Origin of the sequence: Methyloglobulus morosus KoM1, from assembly GCF_000496735.2 — a bacterium.
Classification (GTDB): Bacteria; Pseudomonadota; Gammaproteobacteria; order Methylococcales; family Methylomonadaceae; genus Methyloglobulus; species Methyloglobulus morosus.
Window position 1 is genome coordinate 1 of the sequence record NZ_AYLO01000139.1, and the last position, 22,092, is coordinate 22,092.

General features: G+C 47.5%; 16 protein-coding genes. 12 read left to right on the forward strand and 4 right to left on the reverse strand.

The window, feature by feature from the left end:
* Positions 1-730 precede the first annotated feature (730 nt).
* Together MGMO_RS16730 and MGMO_RS16735 are read left to right on the forward strand one after the other, a co-directional pair.
* Positions 731-2,236 carry an endonuclease/exonuclease/phosphatase family protein gene (locus tag MGMO_RS16730; protein ID WP_023496253.1) on the forward strand — a complete coding sequence of 502 codons (1,506 nt, stop codon included), beginning with the start codon at positions 731-733 and terminating at the stop codon, positions 2,234-2,236.
* A 202-nt stretch (positions 2,237-2,438) separates the two neighbouring features.
* Positions 2,439-4,034: a phospholipase D-like domain-containing protein gene (locus MGMO_RS16735; protein WP_023496254.1), complete on the forward strand. Its 1,596-nt coding sequence runs from the start codon at positions 2,439-2,441 to the stop codon at positions 4,032-4,034.
* A 43-nt stretch (positions 4,035-4,077) separates the two neighbouring features.
* Here the strand turns inward: MGMO_RS16735 and glgA are convergent, their stop codons facing one another.
* Together glgA and glgB are read right to left on the reverse strand one after the other, a co-directional pair.
* A complete protein-coding gene (gene glgA, locus MGMO_RS16740; protein ID WP_023496255.1) occupies positions 4,078-5,511 on the reverse strand; it encodes a glycogen synthase GlgA in 1,434 nt (477 codons plus the stop codon).
* A gap of 16 nt (positions 5,512-5,527) precedes the next feature.
* The gene (gene glgB, locus MGMO_RS16745; protein ID WP_023496256.1) at positions 5,528-7,705 is read right to left on the reverse strand and encodes a 1,4-alpha-glucan branching protein GlgB; all 2,178 of its coding nucleotides are present in this window, start codon (positions 7,703-7,705) and stop codon (positions 5,528-5,530) included.
* An 89-nt stretch (positions 7,706-7,794) separates the two neighbouring features.
* Here glgB and glgC point away from each other — a divergent pair, with 89 nt between their 5' ends.
* The 10 genes from glgC (at position 7,795) to MGMO_RS16795 (ending at position 20,837) form a co-directional block, all read left to right on the forward strand.
* Positions 7,795-9,054 carry a glucose-1-phosphate adenylyltransferase gene (gene glgC, locus MGMO_RS16750; protein ID WP_023496257.1) on the forward strand — a complete coding sequence of 420 codons (1,260 nt, stop codon included), beginning with the start codon at positions 7,795-7,797 and terminating at the stop codon, positions 9,052-9,054.
* Positions 9,055-9,059: 5 nt separating this feature from the next.
* Positions 9,060-10,748: a glycoside hydrolase family 57 protein gene (locus MGMO_RS16755; protein ID WP_023496258.1), complete on the forward strand. Its 1,689-nt coding sequence runs from the start codon at positions 9,060-9,062 to the stop codon at positions 10,746-10,748.
* A 9-nt stretch (positions 10,749-10,757) separates the two neighbouring features.
* Positions 10,758-12,239: a 4-alpha-glucanotransferase gene (malQ, locus tag MGMO_RS16760; RefSeq protein ID WP_023496259.1), complete on the forward strand. Its 1,482-nt coding sequence runs from the start codon at positions 10,758-10,760 to the stop codon at positions 12,237-12,239.
* A 239-nt stretch (positions 12,240-12,478) separates the two neighbouring features.
* On the forward strand, positions 12,479-13,456 hold the full coding sequence (locus tag MGMO_RS16765) for a malate dehydrogenase (protein ID WP_023496260.1): 978 nt from the start codon (positions 12,479-12,481) through the stop codon (positions 13,454-13,456).
* A 253-nt stretch (positions 13,457-13,709) separates the two neighbouring features.
* Complete coding sequence (locus MGMO_RS16770; RefSeq protein ID WP_023496261.1) at positions 13,710-14,222, forward strand: flavin reductase family protein; 513 nt, start codon at positions 13,710-13,712, stop codon at positions 14,220-14,222.
* A gap of 35 nt (positions 14,223-14,257) precedes the next feature.
* On the forward strand, positions 14,258-15,595 hold the full coding sequence (xseA, locus tag MGMO_RS16775) for an exodeoxyribonuclease VII large subunit (RefSeq protein WP_023496262.1): 1,338 nt from the start codon (positions 14,258-14,260) through the stop codon (positions 15,593-15,595).
* A 210-nt stretch (positions 15,596-15,805) separates the two neighbouring features.
* A complete protein-coding gene (locus MGMO_RS16780; RefSeq protein ID WP_023496263.1) occupies positions 15,806-17,230 on the forward strand; it encodes a hypothetical protein in 1,425 nt (474 codons plus the stop codon).
* Positions 17,231-17,395: 165 nt separating this feature from the next.
* Entirely contained in the window at positions 17,396-17,947 is a 552-nt protein-coding gene (locus tag MGMO_RS16785) for an FMN-binding protein (protein WP_023496264.1), read from the forward strand.
* A complete protein-coding gene (locus tag MGMO_RS16790) occupies positions 17,947-18,450 on the forward strand; it encodes a hypothetical protein (protein ID WP_023496265.1) in 504 nt (167 codons plus the stop codon). Before MGMO_RS16785 ends, MGMO_RS16790 begins: the two co-directional genes overlap by 1 nt.
* 482 nt (positions 18,451-18,932) lie before the next feature.
* Positions 18,933-20,837, forward strand: a complete 1,905-nt coding sequence (locus tag MGMO_RS16795; protein ID WP_023496267.1) for a DCC1-like thiol-disulfide oxidoreductase family protein — start codon at positions 18,933-18,935, stop codon at positions 20,835-20,837.
* Between the two features lie 547 nt (positions 20,838-21,384).
* Here MGMO_RS16795 and MGMO_RS16800 read toward each other — a convergent pair.
* Together MGMO_RS16800 and MGMO_RS16805 are read right to left on the reverse strand one after the other, a co-directional pair.
* Positions 21,385-21,822 (reverse strand): type II toxin-antitoxin system VapC family toxin, encoded by a 438-nt coding sequence (locus tag MGMO_RS16800; RefSeq protein WP_023496268.1) that lies wholly within the window; start codon positions 21,820-21,822, stop codon positions 21,385-21,387.
* On the reverse strand, positions 21,779-21,991 hold the full coding sequence (locus tag MGMO_RS16805; protein WP_023496269.1) for an AbrB/MazE/SpoVT family DNA-binding domain-containing protein: 213 nt from the start codon (positions 21,989-21,991) through the stop codon (positions 21,779-21,781). Before MGMO_RS16805 ends, MGMO_RS16800 begins: the two co-directional genes overlap by 44 nt.
* Between the last annotated feature and the right edge of the window lie 101 nt (positions 21,992-22,092).

Here is a 22,092-nt window from a genome sequence, read left to right on the forward strand (position 1 = left end):
TTTCCGTTCGCCTGTCGAAAGGCGGCGTGTGCTTCGACAAGGCTCTCCTGAGCTTAGTCGAAGGGCTCAGCACGAACGGTTCAGACATTAAAAGGCCGAATCTATAAGTTGTATGGCGCAAACTTCTTCAATGATTGGTTGTGAGATTGGCTAGACCTTGCAATCGGCTTGTTGCTATTGTCCTATCATCGCCGCATCAACCGAACACCTACCCAAGGCACTTACGGATCTTGATGCTAATCCAAAAATCAGGCAGATGCCGGTAAATGCTCGGTCATTCTCTTAGCGAGGTCGGGTTTAAGCCTACGAGCCTTAACGCAGATCACATATTCTTTGGTATCGTAAACTTTCGACGATTAGGCCTTCGCGCTTTGCTGGCCACATTAAGCACGGCTTTAGCAAGTACCGTCGCGATGGCCCGTGCGGTTTCGGTGTAGACAATCGGACCATAACAATGTTCCATCTCTACCTGCGCCATAACGCTTTGATGGGTTTGCTTTCATTCGCCTTTGGGGGCAATCCGGTTAAGCATTTGGAGCAGCTTAAGTGCATGATATGGGTCATTAATATAACTTATGGTTTTAATTGTAAGAAGCATAGATGAACTGGAATCAACAAAAAACAAATCAAGCTCGTTATCAGTAGTAACCTAATTCATTGATATGATAATCCACGATGATAATATATCCACTTAAAGACACTGTTTTCCACACCATAACCGATACAAAACATGGCTAACATCCAGCTCCTTTCTGTGGAAAATGTGATTTCCCGCAAAAAAAAGACCGCTCAGCAAAAGCTGTCTTTTTTTGTGCGCGTTGAAAATGTCGGCTTTAACAAAGAAGTTGATATAGTCTGGGCGGGTGAAGACGGTGCATGGCAAACATTGGCAGCGCGTTTTCACAGTAAACAAGGGGAAAGCCGGGAACTTTGGTTTGTCGAATTCAAACAAACACAAACCGCAAAGAAACCTTTGCCGGGAACAATCCAGTTCGGCTTGCGTTACCGAGTTAACAGCGAAGAATTTTGGGATAACAACAACGGCTGGAATTATACAAGTGAGGCCGATTCCGGTGTCAAATTGGCCGGGAATAACCCGGTCATGGCTGTCGGCTTTGCGGATCGCTTAACTGATGCACAGAAGTCGATCCCGGTCACCGTGGCGGCAGAGCAGTCGCTGGCTGTTGAAAAAGTCATTATCCATTGGACAACCGATAATTGGTTACATACTTTTAAAACCCCCTGTTTCTTTAAAAAAGACCATTGGCAGAAAACGGCGGGCAGTGCTGCCGCCAACCCTAATCCATTCGGTATCCAAATCTGGACAGGCCGTGTTAAATTTGGCGATGCTTTCCGGGTGCAGTACTGCATTGCCTGCGAGGGTAAGGGGCAGACGCTTTGGGATAACAACGGCGGCCATAATTATGTTATCAGCCGTAAGCCGCTCGCTGTCATGATCCTTAACCTGCACTGTTACCAGGAAGATAACCAGGATTACAAGCTTTCCCAGATCGCCAGGGCGATCAACGACAAGGAAGCCGATATTGTTTGCTTTCAAGAAGTGGCGGAGCACTGGAATAACGGTGCCGGCGATTGGGACAGCAATTCGGCAAAGATCATCAATGACCGTTTGAGTAGGCCTTACCATCTTTATACCGACTGGTCGCATCTGGGTTTCGATAAATACCGAGAAGGTGTGGCGATCTTAAGCCGTTTCAAGCTGGCCGGGCAGGAATCCCGCTATGTGTCCGATAGCCACGATGCTTACAGCATCCATTCCAGGAAAGTGGTCATGACGCAAATGCAACTGCCTTATCTGGGGTTAATTAATGTGTTTTCCGCGCATTTAAGTTGGATTGAAGATGGCTTTAAGGAACAATTCAACCGTTTGAGCGAGTGGGCTGAAAGCAGGCGGTCCGATGAGATCAAGGCAACTTTATTATGCGGCGACTTTAATATAGCCGCAGGTTCGGAAGGTTACCGTTTAGTGGTTGATGCGCACCAGTACGAAGACCAGTTTTTAGCGGCCAATTCGCCGGGGTTGTTTGATAAGATATTCAAAGTCAATGATCTGCACTGGCAAGATTATTTGGCCGATGATTACCGTATCGATTTTATCTTTATGCACAAAGACAGTGAGCTTAAGGTGACGTCGGGGGATATACTATTTACCGATGGGGATTATGGGCGGGTTTCCGACCATTGCGGATATTTGATGACGTTTGAGCCGGAATAATTGATAAGGGTTGTGTATTCTTCGACAATCTCAGGACGGTCGGCATCATGTTATTCGTTCGCGGCGAGCCTGCACCGCAGGCGCTTCGTTTGGCCGTCGAACCACGAACCATTTAAGGGGTTTATCCAATCATAAAAGGTGTATGGCTAACTCCCGTGTAAGCCGTCTATTTATTATTTAAGTTTGTCAGTTTGAGGTAGGAATGCAGTTTGCGGAACAAATCGTCACGCCGGTCCATGGCAATCTGGGCGGATATTTTCAACGGGTTAATGATTTTAACGATAAATTTTATGTCCGTTGGGGAAAGATTGATTTTGATTTATGGCATGGTGCCCAAGCCAACCTCAAAGTTATCCTGAAGGTCTATCGGGAACACGGCATCCAGGAAAACTATATTGTCGATACCGACGCCCATGACATTCAATGGGATCGCCATAAACGCAGTACCCGTGATTTTTACATCCACCCGTTTTCCAAAAATTTCGGCTTTATCAACTGCATCAAGTTTTCATTTATCTTGCACCTGAATGAACGCTCCATTCCTTCGGAAAAGGAGTATATCTTCATGGACTGGTATCAACTCCAGGATGAGCAGCCGCAGTACCGGCCTATCACACACGATTGGTCAACGCCGAACAGCTACCGTAGCTATGAACTCAATGCCGGGGAATTACAAGCCGATGTGGATTGGTATAACCATCACTTCGAGTCGCTCAATATGGTGCCCAAATTTACCAAAGGGCAATTGCACCACCCTTATCACCCCAAACGCTATATTCACGACCTGATCGATAAGGTTATCCGCAACAAATGGGAAAATCCGGATCGCTTTTGCACGATTAAGGTGAGTGTCGATTGTATTGATGATGCCGATTTTATTAACCATTTGATCCATGCACGGCAGCAGGGTGTATGGGTTCAATGTATTGTCGACTGGCGCAAGATGACGCTGACGAACAGCGAAAGTTATGCCCGGTTGAAGCGTTCCAGTATCGAATTGATAGGCGTATTTTGCAGCCCGAAACACCATCTCATCGAAGTCGAGCCGGACATGCATACCAAGTTCGTTATCTTTAACGATGAGGATTGCATACTGGGTTCGTTCAATATTACTTTCGACCGCTGGTGGGCAAATTGGGAATCGGGGATGACCTTTCATTCCAAGGGCGTGTGCCGACTGCTCGACAATATCTTCCAGAGCCAACGCGGCGGTGTCATCCAAAAATACGGCATCGACCCGTTAAGCCCATTCAACCTGCTCTACACTTTTGGAAGGCATTGCATAAGTAACGGGCAGTATTACCGTCCTCACCATGCCATCTTGGCAGAAATCAACCGCGCACGGCATTCGATCAAGGTCTCGTTATTTCTGATCGGCGACCTTTTAGGCGATCATCATGACAGCGTTGTCAATGCTTTGATCAATGCCAAAAACAGGGGTGTTTACGTCCATATTCTGTTCAATGGACATTTGGCAAGACAGGGGCGAATCGGCGTGGAACGATCCATGTCTGAAGAATTGAACCGTCCCTTATTGCCGGCCGTGCAGCGGCTGAAATCCGCCGGCATTGCGGTTGGCCTGGTTTACGGTCAGGACGATCACCCCGTGCCTTATTCGCCTATTCACTCCAAGTATTGCATTATCGACGACTACATCGTGTTGGAGGGCAGTTTTAACTGGTACAACACCTCGGTTTTTTCCCACGATTTGCTGGTGGTGGCGGCCAATCACGAGGTAGCCTTGCCTTATCTGTACGAATTCGGACAAATCCAGCACTCATTCAGGGTGTTTTATTAAAATCTAGCAATGACATAAGGGGGGTGGGTAACCTAGCTTTTCTCTATAGCTGTCCATAGAGCGCCCTGTATTGCTCGGCGCTGTGTTTCCATGAGAAATCTTTAAGCATCCCATTGACTTGAATCTGCCTCCAGGCTTTGGGTTGGCTGTATAACATCAGGGCGCGTTTGATGGCTTCGAATAATGTCCCCGACAAGGTTTCATCAAAGACTATGCCTGTCGCGGTGTGATTGTTTAATGATTCGGGAAGCGCATCAACCACGGTGTCAGCCAAACCGCCCACCTTGCTGACTAACGGGATCGTACCGTATCGTTGGCTGTACATTTGGTTCAGTCCGCAGGGTTCATACCGTGAAGGCATGAGGAAAATGTCGGCACCGGCTTCAATCAGATGGGCGAGCTCTTCATCATAGCCTATTTTAACGGCTATTTTGTCAGGATTGGCTTTAGCAAAAGCGGACAGTTGTCGCTCAAATTCCTTATTGCCGCTCCCAAGAACGGCGAGTTGCAAGGGCAGGGCAAGGATTTCAGGCAGGCACTCTAAGATAAGGTCGATGCCCTTTTGTTCTACCAGGCGGCTAATCAATCCAAATACTGGCGCTTTGTTGTTTGTCGGCAAGGATAATTTTGTTTGCAGGGCTGATTTGTTGAGCGCCTTCTTGTTCAGGGTAGTCGACTTGAAGTTGGCTGCTATGTGGGTATCCGTTGCAGGATTCCAGTGGTCAGTGTCTATGCCATTGAGGATTCCGCTTAAAACATCCTTACGATGGCTTAACAAGCCGTCCAATCCACAGCCGAATTGGGGAGACTGGATTTCCAAAGCGTAGGTTGGGCTAACCGTATTGATTCGATCCGCATAAGTTAGGCCGCTTTTAAGGAAGGACAACTTGCCATGAAATTCAGTGCCGCCGCTGTCCCAAAGTTGGGAAGGCAAATTAAGTGAAAAATTGGCGGATTTAGGGAATAAGCCTTGATAAGCCAGATTATGGATAGTGAATAACGTGGTCGGCCTACCGGGCTCCAGTGACAATAAGGCCGATACCAGCCCGCTTTGCCAATCGTTGCAGTGAACGGTATCCGGTTTCCAATCCAGGTACCCTCGATTCATCGCGATTTCAACCACCGTATGGCAAAACAAGCCAAAGCGTTCAGCACTGTTGGGCCAAGGGTTTCCCGCTTCGTCATGGTAGGGGTTGCCCGGTAATTTAAAAAATTTTGGGTAATCGACCAACCAAACCATCACCTCTGTGCCGGGCAATCGGGTTTCCAGGATGTTGACTTCAGTCCCGTTGATTTTTGCCGTGCTTTTGTAATAAATCGCCTCGTTGGTTTTAATGGCTTGATAGTAAGGTAGGATAATCCGTACATCTTCACCCAAGTCGACTAACGACTTGGGCAAGCTGCCTGACACGTCGGCAAGCCCGCCGGTTTTGATTAGCGGATGCGCTTCGCTGGTAACGAAAAGTATTTTTTTCATAGTCCGTTTTATTTAATTATTGATACTGCAATACCAGCCCAGCCAATGGCGGTAAGGTCAATTCGATGGAATGATCTAGATTCATCCAGGGTATCTCGTCGGAAGCCGTGTCCGCATTGGTGACGTGACTGCCTGCATATTCGCCTGAATCGGAGTTAAAGATTTCCCGATACGTACCGGCTACAGGTACGCCGATGCGATAGTTTTCCCTCACGACAGGCGTAAAATTAAGGACGACGATCAATTCCTTGTCATCGGCTTTACGGCGATAGCTAATGACAGATTGCTCGTTATCGTGGCAATCTATCCATTGAAAACCTTGATGTTCAAAGTCGTGCGTAAATAATTCAGGACGGCTTTTATACAGTTGATTCAGGTCTTTTACCAATGTCTGGAGACCTTGGTGTAACGGGTAATCCAGCACGTACCAGTCAAGGGCTTGATTGAAATCCCACTGTGACCCTTGACCGAATTCGCAGCCCATAAACAGCAGTTTTTTGCCGGGATAAGTAAACATCATCGTATAGAGCAGGCGCAGGTTGGCGAATTTTTGCCATTCGTCACCGGGCATTTTATTGAGCATTGAACCCTTTCCATGCACTACTTCATCATGAGAAAACGGCAAGGTAAAATTTTCGGTAAACGCATAAAGCATACCGAAGGTCAACTGGTCATGATGGTATCTACGATGCACCGGATCTTCCTTCATATAGACCAGGATGTCATTCATCCAACCCATATTCCATTTCATCGAAAACCCCAAGCCACCGGTATAGGTGGGACGCGTGACTTGCGGCCAGGACGTGGATTCCTCAGCCATAATCACGGTGCCAGGGTGTTGCTCATGGGTGACTGTGTTCAACTCCCTGAAGAAATCTATCGCTTCCAGATTTTCATTTCCGCCATATTGGTTCGGCAGCCAGTCCCCCTCCTCGCGTGAATAATCCAGGTACAACATGGACGCAACCGCATCCACGCGCAAGCCGTCAAGATGGAATTCTTCCAGCCAGAAAATGGCGCTGGCCAGCAAGAAGTTTTTGACCTCATTGCGGCCATAGTTATAAATCAACGTACCCCAGTCGCGGTGTTCGCCCTTGCGGGGATCTTCGTGTTCGTATAAGGCGCTGCCGTCAAACCGGGCAAGTCCAAAGGCATCCTTAGGGAAATGTGCGGGTACCCAGTCCAGGATCACGCCTATGCCATTTTGGTGGAAGGTATCGACAAAATACCGGAAATCGTCGGGCGAACCAAAGCGACTGGTTGGGGCAAAATAGCCCGTAGTTTGATAACCCCAGGAAGCGTCCAGTGGATGCTCGGTGATGGGTAGCAGTTCAATGTGGGTAAAGCCGAGCCGCTTGACGTATTCGACCAACTGGTCTGCCATCTCGCGGTAATTGAGGAAATTGCCCAGCTTATCGCGCCGCCAAGAACCGAGATGGACTTCATAGATCGACATCGGTTCATGTAGCCAATTGCGCCCGGCACGTCCGGCTAACCATTGCTGGTCGAACCATTCGTAACTGTTTTCATTAACGACAACTGCGGCAGTGCTGGGCCGAAATTCAAACTGCTGTCCGTAAGGGTCGGTTTTCAGCAAAATTTCGTTGCTAAAGCGGTTCAGTATTTCAAATTTATACAGGCAACCTTCCGTTAAGCCCGGAACGAACAATTCCCAGAGCCCGCCGCCGCCCAAGCTACGCATGGGATGACATCGACCGTCCCAGTGATTGAAGTCGCCAACCACACTGACACGCCCTGCGCTTGGAGCCCAAACTACAAACAATACGCCGTCAATCCCGTCTGCGTTATGGAGGTGGGCTCCCAATTTTTGGTAAATATGCCAATGTCTACCTTCGCCAAAGAGATGCCGATCGAATTCGGGCAATTGCACCGGAAAATCGTAAGGATCGTAATGGGTGTGGTCATCGCCGCTTTTGTCCGTCCAAGCTAACTGGTAATGTTCGGGCAGTGGTTCCTTGCCTAACGCACACTCAAAAAAATCTGTCCCCGTAATGCGTTGAAAAGCTAGATTATTATGGCTGAGGCTGACCGTTTCTGCATAAGGCAAAAAAACTTTTATAACCGTTTGGTTGTTTTTAGAATGTTTGCCCAAAATCGCAAAAGGATCATGATGCCTGGCTTCGGAAATTTTCGTGGATTCCGCATCCAGCACATTGGTTGATGGTTTTTTCACCTTATGGTTGCCTCGTGTAGTAAAATTATCTTAAGCGCATATTATCAAAAAAATAGATACCTTGTGTCTATTCAGTCAGGAGAAAAACCATGTCAGACCGTTACGTCAGTCACCTTACCCGAAATACTATCGCACTTATTCTGGCGGGAGGTCGCGGATCGCGGCTGAAGGATATGACTGATTGGCGTGCGAAACCTGCCGTACCGTTCGGCGGCAAGTTCCGCATTGTTGATTTCCCGCTTTCCAACTGTATCAATTCGGGTATCCGTAAGATTGGCGTTTTGACCCAATACAAGGCTCACTCTTTAATCCTCCACATTCAGCAAGGCTGGGGGTTTTTACGCGGCGAGTTCGGCGAATACGTCGAACTGTTCCCCGCCCAGCAACGGCATGATGAAGATTCCTGGTACAAAGGCACGGCGGATGCCGTGTTCCAAAACATCGACATCCTGCGGACACGTCAACCTAAATACATCCTGGTGTTGGCAGGCGACCACATATATAAGATGGATTATGGCGCCATGATTGCCGACCATGTCAAGAAAAATGCCGATTTGACCATCGGCTGCATCGAAGTCTCCCTGGAAGAAGCCACCGCTTTTGGCGTGATGGATGTGGATGAAAACCGCCGGGTCAAATATTTCGTGGAAAAACCAGCAAATCCGCCGGTCATGCCCGGCAGGACAGACACGGCGTTGGCATCAATGGGGATTTATATTTTTAATGCCACATTCCTGTACGAACAGTTGATTAAGGACGCAGACACCAAAGGATCCAGCCGTGATTTCGGCAAGGATATCATCCCTTCGGTTATCGACAAATATTTGGTGAATGCGTATCCTTTCCTGGACTTACAAACGGGCGGGCAAAGTTACTGGCGTGATGTTGGGACGATTGACGCTTATTGGTCCGCCAACATGGAATTGATCGGCGTGAACCCCGAATTGAATTTGTACGACAAAACTTGGCCGATCTGGACTTACCAGGAACAAACGCCGCCCGCAAAATTTGTGTTCGATGATGACGATAGGCGTGGGCAAGCGGTCGATTCAATGGTTTCGGGGGGTTGCGTGATCTCCGGCGCAAAAGTGCGGCACTCCCTGCTGTTCTCCAATGTCAGGGTCAATTCCTTTACTACCGTGGAAGACAGCATTGTGCTGCCGGATTCCACCATCGGCCGCCACTGCCGTATCACCAAGGCCATCATAGAAAAAGGTTGCGAAGTGCCGGAAGGGACCGTGATCGGTGAAAACCTGGAAGAAGACCGAAAAAAATACCATGTCAGCCCAGGTGGCGTGGCTCTTGTCACTCCGGACATGCTTGGGCAAAAATTGCGGTATGTCAGATAGAGAATATGGAAAAAAATAGACTGAAGCTGGTCTTGTGCTGGCACATGCACCAGCCCGAATACCGTGACTTGCAAACCGGTGTATTCAAGCTGCCTTGGACTTACCTCCACGTTATCAAGGATTATGTCGATATGGCGGCACACCTGGAGGCTGTACCCAATGCCAAAGCAGTGGTCAATTTTGCGCCTATCTTGCTGGAACAAATCGAAGAATATGCCAAGCAGGTCAGCGCCTATTTACAGGACCGCATATCGATTACCGACCCCTTGTTGGCTGCGCTTGTCGCCCCCAGCATACCCGCCGACCTGGAAGACCGTATGAAGCTGGTCAAAGACTGCTTACGGGCAAATCGGGAAAGGCAAGTTGACCGATACCCCGCATACAAGAAACTGGTTAAAATGGCGGAATGGCTGGAACATAATTACGATTTCTTGGATTATGTGAATGCCCAATTTATCTGCGACATACTGGTTTGGTATCACTTGGCCTGGATGGGGGAAACGGTAAAACTAAGCGATAACCGGATTAAACACCTGATTGAAAAAGGCAGCAGTTACACCTTACACGACCGGATTGAAATCCTGGAAATCATCGGCGAGCAACTGTCCAATGTGATTTACCGCTATAAGGCCCTGGCAAAAAGGGGGCAGATTGAACTTTCGGTGACCCCGTATGCCCATCCCATCATGCCGCTGTTGCTGGACTTAAATTCTACCCATGAGGCCATGCCCAATGCCCCCATGCCGGATTTGAAAGCCTATCCAGGCGGGGAAGAGCGGGTTGTTTGGCACCTTGAAAAAGGTGTCCAGACATTCAGGCGTTTTTTTGGTTTTAACCCGGAAGGTTGCTGGCCTTCGGAGGGCAGCGTTAGCGAGCTTACCCTCAAAATCCTTAGTGATTTTGGCTTTAAATGGGCAGCCACTGGCGGTTCCGTACTGCACAACAGCCTAAACCTGCCGGAAAATGAGACGCCGGTAGGCATCCACCATCCCTTTAAGGTTAAGAACACTTCTATCCCTTGTTTTTTCAGGGACGACGGATTATCCGACCTGATTGGTTTTGAATACTCAAAATGGCACGGGGATGATGCCGTCAGCGATTTGATTAAACACCTTGAGATTATTGCTGCCAACGAACCGTCAGACTCAGTGGTGTCCATCATCATGGATGGCGAGAATGCCTGGGAATATTTTCCAGAAAATGGCTATTATTTCCTGAGCGCCTTGTATAAACGCCTGACATTGCATCCGCACATTGAACTCATGACTTTTTCCGAATGCCTGAAAAGCAAGGTGGAAGTTAAGCCGCTGAACAGGCTAGTGGCAGGCAGTTGGGTCTATGGAACATTTTCGACCTGGATAGGCGATACCGACAAGAATCGGGGTTGGGACATGCTGGGTGACGTAAAGTGGGCCTTCGATAAGGCCATTTCCGCAAAACGATTGAGCGAGAAACAAATCAAGGCGGCCGAATTGCAACTGGCGATTTGCGAAGGTTCCGATTGGTTCTGGTGGTTTGGTGACTATAACCCTGGTGAAGCAGTAAGCAACTTTGAAAAACAATTCCGCCTGAATTTGGCTAATTTATATCGATTATTAGGAGAAGCCCCCCCCTCTTATCTTGCATTGTCATTTACCCAAGGCTTTGGCCGGCCTGCAATGGGTGGGGCAATGCGCCCCGGCACACAATCTTAATCCACTATTATGTCGCCCATATTAGATAAACGTCGAGCGGGTGTTCTTTTGCATATCACTTCGTTGCCAGGTACGGGCGAGGTGGGTGATTTAGGGCAGGAAGCTCATCATTTCGTCAGGTTTTTGCACGACACCGGCATTACGGTGTGGCAAACGCTGCCCTTGGGGATTACCCACGCAGACAGGTCGCCCTATCAAAGCTTGTCAGCCCATGCCGGCAATCCTGAATTAATCAGCATTGATTGGTTATGTAAACAAGGATGGCTTAGGCATACTGATATTACGTCGGAACCAAAAAATGCTTTGGGATACCCTAAAAGCAACCAGTTGCTCACCAAGGCATTTCAAGGCTTTTTGGAATGCGCCCATGAAGCCGATAAACTGGATTTTACCCATTTTTGTCACTCAAAAGACTTCTGGCTGGATGATTTCGCCTTGTTTATGGCGCTCAGGAATGAATTCCAAGAGCAATCTTGGAACCAATGGCCTGAGCATTACAGGGATCGGGAAATAAAGGCTTTGCAGGAAGCCCGTCGACGCTTAAAAGTCCACATCGACACGACAAAATTCCAGCAATACGTGTTTTTCCGGCAATGGCTTGAACTCAAGGCTTATGCCGGACAGCAGGGCATACTGCTGTTTGGCGACATCCCTATTTTCGTGTCTTACGATAGCGCCGATGTCTGGGCTAACCGCGAGGTGTTCAAGCTAGATGATAACGGCGAAATGGTCGTTGTTGCCGGCGTGCCACCGGACTATTTTTCGGAAACCGGACAGCGTTGGGGCAATCCGCATTTTAATTGGCATAATTTACAGAAAACCGGCTTTATTTGGTGGATAGACCGTCTGCAAACGCAACTGGAATTGTTTGATATTCTGCGTATCGACCATTTCCGTGGCCTGGAAGCGGCTTGGGAAATACCCGCTTCCGAGGAAACTGCAATCAATGGACAATGGGCAAAAGCGCCCGGAAAAGCCTTGCTAAGCGCCATTAAGTCAGCATTAGGGGATATTCCCCTGGTGGCTGAAGACCTGGGTATTATTACCCCTGAAGTCGAGGAGTTGAGGGATGAATTTAATTTGCCGGGCATGAAAATCCTCCAATTCGCCTTTGGCGACGGCCCGAACAATCCTTATTTGCCCAGCAACTATATCACCAATTGCGTGGCATACACCGGAACGCACGATAACGACACAACCATAGGCTGGTTAGAAAGGCTTAATGATGCCGACAGGCATAAGATTTTCGAATATTTAGGCAGCCCTCAATTGCCCTTATACTGCGCCTTGATCCGGGAAGCCATGGCATCGGTGGCCAATCTTGCCATCATCCCTATGCAAGACATCTTAGAGTTGGGGACTGAGCATCGAATGAATACACCAGGGACGACGGTAGGCAATTGGACATGGCGTTTCCATTGGAATCAACTTACGCCTGAACGAACGGAAAGGCTAAGGCATTTGGTTAAGCTGTACAACCGGTCAGGATAAAAAGGGCATCCCTGGATAAACCCTGTTATGCGAAGTTGGTGGGTGCAATGCGGCGCTAACTTGGCGGTCACCAAAAATGACTTTACTACAACCACGGCTTAAGCGCTATCTTTTCATTAGGTTAGAAGGATTCATCCAAAAAAAGTAGCGCGAATTTGCAACGATTGCACAATTAGCGGTTGCTGGATAAGAAGTTGCTGGTTAAACTCCCACAATTGCCAAAACAACATAGGATAACCATGAAAACCCCCGTCCATATAGCGGTCACTGGTGCAGCAGGTAACATTAGCTATTCCTTGCTGTTCAGGTTGGCGGCTGGGGATTTGTTAGGCCCCGACCAGCCTGTCATCTTGCACTTGCTGGAAATCCCGCCTGCGATGAAAGCCTTGCAAGGCGTAGTCATGGAACTCAGCGACTGCGCCGCCCCATTGCTGCATCGTGTAGAAATAACCGATGATCCTTATAAGGCATTTAAAAAAGCAGACTATGCCTTTCTGGTAGGCGCAAGACCACGAGGCGCGGGAATGGAGCGCAAGGACTTACTCGTGGTCAATGCCGAAATTTTCTCCGTACAAGGCAAGGCGCTCAATGAAGTGGCAAACAGGAATGTAAAAGTGCTGGTGACCGGAAACCCCGCCAACACAAACGCGTTGATTGCATTGCGGAATGCGCCTGATTTAAGGCCGGAAAATTTTTCCGCCATGAGCCGGCTTGACCATAACCGCGCCTTAAGCCAATTGGCCGAAAAATGCGGCGTGTTGTCAAAAGAGGTAAAGAACGTGATAGTCTGGGGCAACCATTCCGCCACCCAATATCCCGACCTGCACCATGCCGAAGTCAAAGGCGCGAATGCCTTATCCGTGGTCGATTACGAATGGTTTACCGATGAATTTATCCCTAAAGTACAGCAACGCGGCACCGAAATCATCAACGCCCGTGGGCAATCCAGCGCGGCATCAGCCGCCAATGCGGCGGTGGACCAGATGCGCGATTGGGCTTTGGGTACCCCAGAAGACAACTGGGTCAGCATGGGCATACCCTCTGACGGCAGCTATGGGATCGAGCAAGGCTTGGTATACTCGTTCCCTGTTAGGGTAACAAACGGCGAAATTTCTGTGGTAAAAGGACTGGACATCAACGACTTCAGCCTACGCAATATGCGGGCAACAGAAGCTGAATTAAAAGAGGAAAGGGAGATCATCAAAAATTTGCTTTAGTCGCTTGTTTTTTGATGTCACGCTTTTAAGCCTGTTGATAAGCAAGGCGGAAATGGGCATAAAGCCTGTCCTATGGTGTTTGTAACCATTCATCCCGAAAGCCGCCTAGCCCATCCGTTCTCCCAGCAATAATTACCCAGCAAGCCACGGCTGTTGTAACATATCGCCTACAATTAATGAACGCGCTGGATTTCGTTGCTGCTATTAAAGCTAACGGCATCTTTCGAGGTATGGACAATGAGTGGAGATGTGAATGGCGGTGGATTCGGGTGATTTTAAGAAGGCATTACAACTGTGGGCAAGCGGCGTTGCCGTCGTCACATCGCAATCAGAAAAATATGGTGTGCGCGGCATGACAGTGACCGCATTCTGCAGTGTTTCCGCTGAGCCACCACAAATTTTGGTGTGCCTTAACCAATCTGCGGATACGGGAGAAAATATCGAGCAAAACCAGTGTTTTGCCGTTAACATTTTGAGTGACCGCCAACAAGATGTTTCCAATAATTTTTCCGGCGGCAGGAGCCAAGAAGAACGCTTTGCAAACACGCCTTGGCATACAGGCACTACGGGCGTACCGATCTTGGATGACAGCCTTATGTCGCTGGAATGCAAAATTACTGAAAAAGTCCGTGCAGGTACGCACTGGATCTTGGTAGGCGAAGTTCAAGAAGTCACTTGCCGCGCAGGTGAACCCCTATTGTATTTCCGTAGTCATTACAGGGGACTCGCCGATAAGTTGGAATATACGTCCGCAACTTCGGATTGACACGTCCTGCCACTGGCATTTAATTCGTATTACCCGTGTCGCAAATAATTTATACCGTCAGCCAACTCAACCGCGAAACCGGACTTTTGCTCAACGGGCATTTCCTCTCGATACTTGTCGAGGGTGAAATTTCCAACCTCAGCATTCCCTCATCTGGACATTGTTATTTCACCCTAAAGGATGCCAACGCCCAGGTTCGTTGCGCCATGTTCCGTTCCCACCAGCGTCGGTCATTCAAACCAGAAAACGGCAAACAGGTTGTTGTCAAGGCACAAGTCAGCCTGTATGAACCCCGTGGCGACTACCAACTCATCGTTGAGCTCATGGAAGAAGCGGGAGACGGTGCTTTACGCAGGGCATTCGACCAACTCAAGCTGAAATTGTCGGATGAAGGCTTGTTTTTGGCATCCCACAAAAAAATACTGCCTATCCTGCCCAAGGCAATTGGTGTTATTACATCCCCGTCGGGTGCTGCCGTCCGGGATATTTTGACGGTACTGCGACGACGCTTTGCGGCTATCCCAGTCATCATCTATCCCGTTGCCGTACAGGGTGAAAACGCCAAAATCGAGATTGCCAAAGCAATTGCAACGGCCAACACGCTTAAGCAATGCGATGTGCTTATTCTTGCCAGGGGGGGCGGCTCCCTGGAAGACCTGTGGGCATTCAATGAGGAAATGGTCGCCAGGGCGATATTTGCCAGCCAGATTCCGGTTATTTCCGGTGTTGGACATGAAACAGATACAACCATCGCCGATTTTGTTGCCGACTTGCGCGCCGCAACGCCGTCCGCCGCAGCGGCGAGTACCGCACCCGATCAACAGCAATGGCTGTGTACATTCATTGAATTAGAAACACGCCTGCAACAGCATTTACAAAGGCAACTTAGGCAGCTTCAACAAAAAATAGACTGGCTGAACGGACGGCTGCTGCAACACCACCCAAAACGAAAGTTGACGCGAAACAGGACGCGTTTGGAGGAAGTTGAAACCCAGTTAAAAAAAGCCGTTCTGCATCAATTAGCGAATGACCGAAGAATCGTCGAAACCCAAACCGCACGTTTATGGCAGTCCTCGCCATTATCAATTATCCACCGCAAGCAGCAACGACAGACTTACCTAAGTGAACGCTTAATCTCCACAACAAAAATTCATCTAGAACATTTAAATCAGCGTTTACTGAACGCCAGCCAAACTTTACACGTGGTCAGCCCTTTAGCCACTTTGAACCGTGGCTATGCTTTGGTTACAGAACAAAATTCAGGAAAAATCATCAGGTCGACTGAACAGTTGAGTGTGGGCGACAAGGTATTAACCCGACTCACTAAGGGGTGTTTTATCGGCACAGTTGAAGAACTGTTCGACGATAAATAGGGGGCGTTGCCAACCTCTGTACGAGGTCTTTATCTAGTTTTATCAATTTCATCGTGCTGTAATTCTTACCCAACCAAGGTCTTTTGTCCTATGCCAAGAAAAACCGATGGCATCGCTTTTATTAAACAATACAAATAAGAATCATTTGTATCTTTTAGTTTGTTTATATTATACTCTCCTTACTGTTTTAATTTTTGATAAGGGGTGGGCATGAAAATCAATCGAATAACCTTAACGAGCAGTACCGCAGTGGCGCTGTTTACTGTCTGTACGGCAAGCTTTGCTTTGGAAAAACCCAAAACGATGGATGATATGTGGAAGATTATCCAGGCACAACAACAAGAAATCGAAACGATGAAATCCCAATTGGCAAGTACGCCTGTCGGCGACCAACCGCCAACTGCAAACACCGAAACCAGCAGCGTTAAAAAGTTGGAACGCAAAACCGATGTGTTAAGCCAGGAGGTCGAAAAATTACGTACCAACTTGGCGATACCTGAAGAGGCCAAATACAAAAGTGCTTATGGCTTGGGGCCTGCCGCATCGAAAATTTATGCCGTCGGCAAAGGTTTGTCTATAGGCGGTTATGGGGAAGGGAGCTATCAAGCAATTGTCGGTGATAAGGGTAATAACAAGAATTCTGCCGACCTTGAGCGTATGGTGTTGTATGCGGGTTATAAATTTACCGACAACATCCTGTTCAACAGTGAACTAGAATTTGAACACGCAACGACTGGGGAAGGCTCTGAAGAAAAAGGCGAAGTCTCCGTCGAATTTGCAGCACTTGATTTTTTCATCGATCCCTTGGCCAATATCAGGGCGGGGTTGGTGTTGATGCCCATGGGCTTTATCAACCAGATCCATGAACCCCCCTTCTTCTTTGGTAACAATCGCCCCGAAGTCGAACGGCGTATTATCCCCAGTACGTGGCGTGAAGTCGGTATCGGCTTGTTTGGGCAAATCGCGCCGGGGCTGACTTACACCACTTACTTGGTCAATGGCTTGAATGCGGAAGAATTTAGTTCTGGAGGTATTAGGGAAGGTCGCGGTAGTGGCAGTAACGCGAAAGCGGAAGATTTTGGCTATGTTGCACGCATGGATTATGCGCCTCAAGTATTGCCCGGTGTATCGGTAGGTGGTTCTGCTTATATTGGCAATTCCGGTCAAAATCAGACCTTTGCCGGGAAAAACCCCGATGTGTTAGTCCAACTTTATGAAGCCCATGCCCAATGGAAATATCACGGCTTGGAGTGGCGTGCTTTGGGATCTTGGGGCCATATTGACAATGCTGATTTAATAAGCGCCCAACGCACAATTGAAGGGAAAGATGGCGCAGTGGTCGGGTCTGAAAATTATGGCTGGTATACCGAAGTCGGTTATGACATTTTGCCCCACTTTATTGCCGACACAACGCAATACCTCGCGCCATTTTTTCGCTATGAGCAGTTCGACACCATCGCACAAACGCCGACTGGTTTTCTTGATGATGGCAATATGGACAGGCGTATTTATCAAGTGGGTTTGCAGTATAAACCGATACCCAATGTCGTCATCAAGGCGGATTACCGCAACATTTCGGCAAAAACAGGCAGCGTACCGGATGACTTTAATTTAGGGTTTGGGTTTATTTTCTAATTAAATCATCGGTATTTCGTGTAGATTGTCCTTTCCGGCGTTATACTGGACGACAAAAATCGCCAGCCTATTGATCGTCGTTATCGACCGAATAGGCTGGCGTTTTGTTTAAGACTGAATGGTTGATAATATTTTACGATTGCCTTGACACCGATACGGTAACGAATGGAAATGCTCAAAAATAGCAGGTTGATCATCTTAATAGGACTGCTGGCTGCGGCTATGCCCAGCTTTGCCACGATTTTTTACAGCAAAAACGAAGCGATGGTGCTGGCTTTTGGCGAAGGAACGCAAATCGAAAATCTGTCGCTTTTCCCAGACGACCAGCAAATGGCCGCTATACAAAAAACTGCCAAAGTGAAGCTGGATTCCGGCCTATTTACCTTTTATGTCGGTAAACAACAAGGCAAAATCCTGGGCTATGCCGCCATTGAAACCATTACGGTACGGACCAAACCGGAAACCTTAATGATCGTGCTGACACCTGAAGGGTTAGTACGCAATGTCTATACCTTGGCATTCCATGAACCGCCTGAATACCAACCGCCAGAACACTGGTTTGAACAACTTAACGGCAAACCATTGGAGGAAGTCGATTTTAACAAAGGCGTGCAGGGCGTTTCCGGCGCCACCTTAAGCACGCGCGCAGCGGTCAACAGTGTCCGCAAAATAATGGCGATTTATCTGACCATGGTAAAGGCCCAAGGCAAAAACTGATGCGCTATTTTGTGACGGGCGAACAGCACCGTAAATCTTTGCTGAATGCCTTGGTGTTGATGTTCCTGGGTTATATTGCCTTGCTTTGGGTCAGCAATGCCCTATTGTATTTTCACCACATGAACCTGACACCACAATCCGTGATTGCTTATTATTTGGGGTCCGAAGAAGAATTTACCCAGCCTAAAAGTTATCAAGGTATGCTGGAGGTGTCGCACTTTCACTTATTTTCTATGGGCATGTTAGTCATCACATTGACGCATTTAATGTTGATGACCCATTTTTCGACACGCCTAAAAATCTGGTTAAGCGCGTTAACCTATACGTCTGCGCTTGCTGACGAAGCCGGCGGATGGTTAGTCAGGTTCGTTCATCCGTACTTTGCGTATTTCAAGATCGCAGCATTTCTGTTATTGGAGTTTTCCCTTGTTGCATTAGTGCTGGTAGTCACTGTTTCACTTATCCGCGCCAGAAGGCACTTGCACGAACCTAGCCAGGATTAGTGCCCCTTCATTGGATATTTCGGAATTGGATACCCAATAGGCTGAACCCTCTTAATTATTGCTTTCAATAACCGCTTAATTCACTGTTTTCACGCTAAGAAATCAACAAAACCTTGACTTTAAAGTTGCCTAAAGTATCATAATCCACTCCATTTGCCGCACGATGAGCGGCAATCTCTAAAATAAAATTAATAGGTAGGACAGACATGGGGTTCATCTTAGATTTAACTGAAACATTGAAAACACCAGGCGGTGTAGTGGGACTTCTCGTTATTATTGGCTTAGTTGTTTTGCTTTTGAAGTGGGTTTTCGCGCCACATCCAGACGACGAGAAATAAGTCATTATTTGATTTTTTCTGTTCTTAGGCCGCTATCGATTCTTTTGAGTCGTTAGCGGCCTTAGCTTATCTGCTGTTTATAATAATCTCCGCCCGCCTTGTCCGATAATCCGTACATTCTTTTTCGATAGTTCGAATTTTGAAATGTATCAATTTGTGTATAACAAAATTTTGCGCCTGCTTTCGCAGCAAGTACCCGCCACGGGTATCGGCCTATTCCGTGTTTTTTATGGCCTAGTGACCCTGCAGGAAATCTGCTTCCTTTATTATTTCAATCATTTAATTTTCGATCCCGTACCCTATATAGACGTTGAGTTTCCTGGCATCCCGCTGTTCTTATGCTTGTGGGGAATGGTTGCGTGTTGCGTCGTGGTGGGTTATCGCTACCAATTTGCCCTAACCGCCAACTACCTATTCTGGATCGTGTTTGTCAATTTCACGCCAATGCAGCGGGATTTTGACGGAGGCTTTGACACATTCATGATCGGCGTTGGATTTTTCCTCCTGTTCATGCCGGGCGACCGGGCATTCTCGATTGACGGCCTGCGCTACAAGCTCCGTAACCCGTTCAAGCACTACAACCAGTATCCACCAGCCACGGTTTCTGCGCTGGCGTACCATTTGCCGATTATTGTTTGCTTAGGCTGGCTATATCTGGATTCGGATGTCCATAAGCAATTCGCCGAGCATTGGCGCAACGGTTTGGGTTCGTGGTTGCCAGCGACCCAGCCTTATTATGTTTCTGCACTCGACATGTCACCGTTGCTTAATCTCGAGTGGCTACAAAAAACGATAGGCTACACGATCATAGTTTTCCAATTTACCTTCGTATTTTTTTACGCACACCCGCGATTACGTGCTGTTTACCTTTGTATCGGATTAGGGCTGCATCTGGGCATTACCCTGACCCTGAATATTTACCCGTTTGGGATGGGAATGCTCATTTGTTACGTGCTGCTGGTACCGTTCAGGTGGTGGCGCACTCTCGTCGATTGTTTCAAACCAAAGCATCCCTCCCTCACCGTCTTTTACGACCAGCAATGCCCGCTATGCAACCGGACTGTATTGACGATTAACCATTTCGATCTATTCGGGTGCATTGATTTTAAATCGGCACAAGAATATGCCGCCAAGTATCCACAAGTCGTTGCAATAGGAATGGACACCTTATTGACCGATTTATACGCCTTGGACGGGCGTAACCGGATTTACTCAGGTGTTGAGACCTATCGCCAAATCCTGCTCAAAATGCGATATTCGGCGATATTTGGCGTATTACTGGGTTTACCAGGGATCAAGCAAATAGCTGAGCGACAATATCGGTCAATTGCCGACTCTCGCCAACGCATTAACTGTAATGTTGAGTGTCTAGTCGATACGCCCCTACCTGACACGACTTGGTACCACCGTGTATTTGAGCAGTACGGAATACAAAAGCCCAAAGCGTTGTCCATGAAGCTCACAAAAATCGTGATCACTTTGTTGTTTTTGCAATTAAACAGTACGGTTCATTATGGGATCTTTTATCGCCTACCGCTTGATTACGAAAAATTAGCGTTCAGCAAACCGATTTCCCAGGCCAGCAATGCCTTGCTCATGGTGTCTTCGACTTTTCTGGGGATTACGCCCCATGCGCTGTATTTACACGACCATTTCGAGGGCTATGACCGCATCTTGGGGATCACCTACGTAGAACCCAATGGGACGGAGCACTGGTTGCCGTTTGTTAATGAACAAGGGCGGTTATTGGCCCCTAATTGGGGACGCGTCCATTCGATGTGGGCGAATATTGCTGTCACCCCGACGATAGATAACCAACGCCTTCATAAATTCATCATGAAAGTGACCGCCTTCTGGGGACAGAAAATGGGAATAAACCTTAAAGACGCAATTTTTAATATCAAAATGAAGAAAATTGACGCCCCTACGGATTGGGTTTTTGACCAATTGCATAAAAACTTTTTATCTCAATGGCTTACTATCGGATCGGTGAAGTGGACAGATAAGCAAATCAGTTTTGATATGCCAACTGACATCAATTCGTTATGACCCGTGTTGGTAGTTAAAGTTTTTATTATTGCATCCCCTTTCCAGTCATGATATAAATTCACTGTGCTTTTAAGGCGCACAATAAAATAAAAAATTCAAACCCATTGGAGGATAATTTTATGAAAAAAGTTATATCACTTGTAGCTGTCGCTTTGATGATTGTTGGCTTAACAGGCTGCATGGATCCTCAAGACGGTACAAAGCAAAGACCATCTGCGTCAAGCTCTATCGCACTTTAAGAAGATATTTAGTCTGTGGAAAAACCCAGCGTCATGCTGGGTTTTTTTTGCGTAAAATTTGAGAATAGAATGCCAAAACTAGGCCGCAATCTTGACCTTCTTAGACCGATCAATCCCCCTATAACCCAATATCGCAATGTCAGCAGGATAAAGAATAAAATCAACCCAGCTTAAGTATCCCATCGGGAGCTTGCTTTGACGAAATTACGGCCAATACTATCCGGCTGTTCACAATCTATTAGTACCGTATCAAAGTGGCAGTTCATGCGTTTTTTATTGGACCCATGTTATTCAGCCGAGCCTACTAACTAATATTTTCGGATAAATATCACATTTGGCAGCCCTTCAAAATGGGCATCGCAAGTGAGTAAGTCTGCACCATAAGCCAATGCGGTTGCATAGACGATGGCATCCGCTGTAGCGAGTTTGAATTGGCGATGTAAATCTGCAGCTTGTAAGGCAATTTTTGTATCTAACACCGCCACGACACAGTTTTGTGTATACGCAATGACTTGGTCGGCTTCTGACTCGCCAACTTCACGAGTGAGCCACTTATCAAGCTCCAATTGCACGATTGTTGGCACAATACACTGGGCGGTTTCAGGAAACGCCTCAACAATTGCTTGTTTTAGCGTGCTATCAATCAGCCATTCTATCCAAATGGAGGTATCGACGACGCGCACTAGTTCTGCCCCAGGGATATTAAAAACGGTCGTTACGGTCCCTAAAATCCGTAGGGTCAGCACCGACCGCAATGCCTTTAAGCTGCTCAAAACTGGGCACAGGCATCACCAACATCCCTTTGCCTTTCGGGATAAAAACAAATTGCTGCCCTGCCTGCCAATGCTGCTCGTCACGAACGGATTTAGGGATGGATATTTGATATTTACTAGAAAGTGTTGCGGTAGCAGCCATTTCATACTCCAACTATATCGATGCTAATAACGTAAGAATATATCAGAAGTCTGGGTTATTAGCCTAGCTATTTCTATTGGACCTGTTTACATTCAACTCAA

Coding starts and splice junctions, on each gene's coding strand:
- MGMO_RS16795 (WP_023496267.1), top strand. CDS start 18,933: ATGTATCAATTTGTGTATAACAAAATTTTGCGCCTGCTTTCGCAGCAA.
- MGMO_RS16780 (WP_023496263.1), top strand. CDS start 15,806: ATGAAAATCAATCGAATAACCTTAACGAGCAGTACCGCAGTGGCGCTG.
- glgA (WP_023496255.1), bottom strand. CDS start 5,511: ATGAAAAAAATACTTTTCGTTACCAGCGAAGCGCATCCGCTAATCAAA.
- glgC (WP_023496257.1), top strand. CDS start 7,795: ATGTCAGACCGTTACGTCAGTCACCTTACCCGAAATACTATCGCACTT.
- MGMO_RS16805 (WP_023496269.1), bottom strand. CDS start 21,991: ATGGCTGCTACCGCAACACTTTCTAGTAAATATCAAATATCCATCCCT.
- malQ (WP_023496259.1), top strand. CDS start 10,758: ATGTCGCCCATATTAGATAAACGTCGAGCGGGTGTTCTTTTGCATATC.
- MGMO_RS16730 (WP_023496253.1), top strand. CDS start 731: ATGGCTAACATCCAGCTCCTTTCTGTGGAAAATGTGATTTCCCGCAAA.
- MGMO_RS16790 (WP_023496265.1), top strand. CDS start 17,947: ATGCGCTATTTTGTGACGGGCGAACAGCACCGTAAATCTTTGCTGAAT.
- MGMO_RS16765 (WP_023496260.1), top strand. CDS start 12,479: ATGAAAACCCCCGTCCATATAGCGGTCACTGGTGCAGCAGGTAACATT.
- MGMO_RS16735 (WP_023496254.1), top strand. CDS start 2,439: ATGCAGTTTGCGGAACAAATCGTCACGCCGGTCCATGGCAATCTGGGC.
- MGMO_RS16770 (WP_023496261.1), top strand. CDS start 13,710: ATGGCGGTGGATTCGGGTGATTTTAAGAAGGCATTACAACTGTGGGCA.
- MGMO_RS16785 (WP_023496264.1), top strand. CDS start 17,396: ATGGAAATGCTCAAAAATAGCAGGTTGATCATCTTAATAGGACTGCTG.
- MGMO_RS16755 (WP_023496258.1), top strand. CDS start 9,060: ATGGAAAAAAATAGACTGAAGCTGGTCTTGTGCTGGCACATGCACCAG.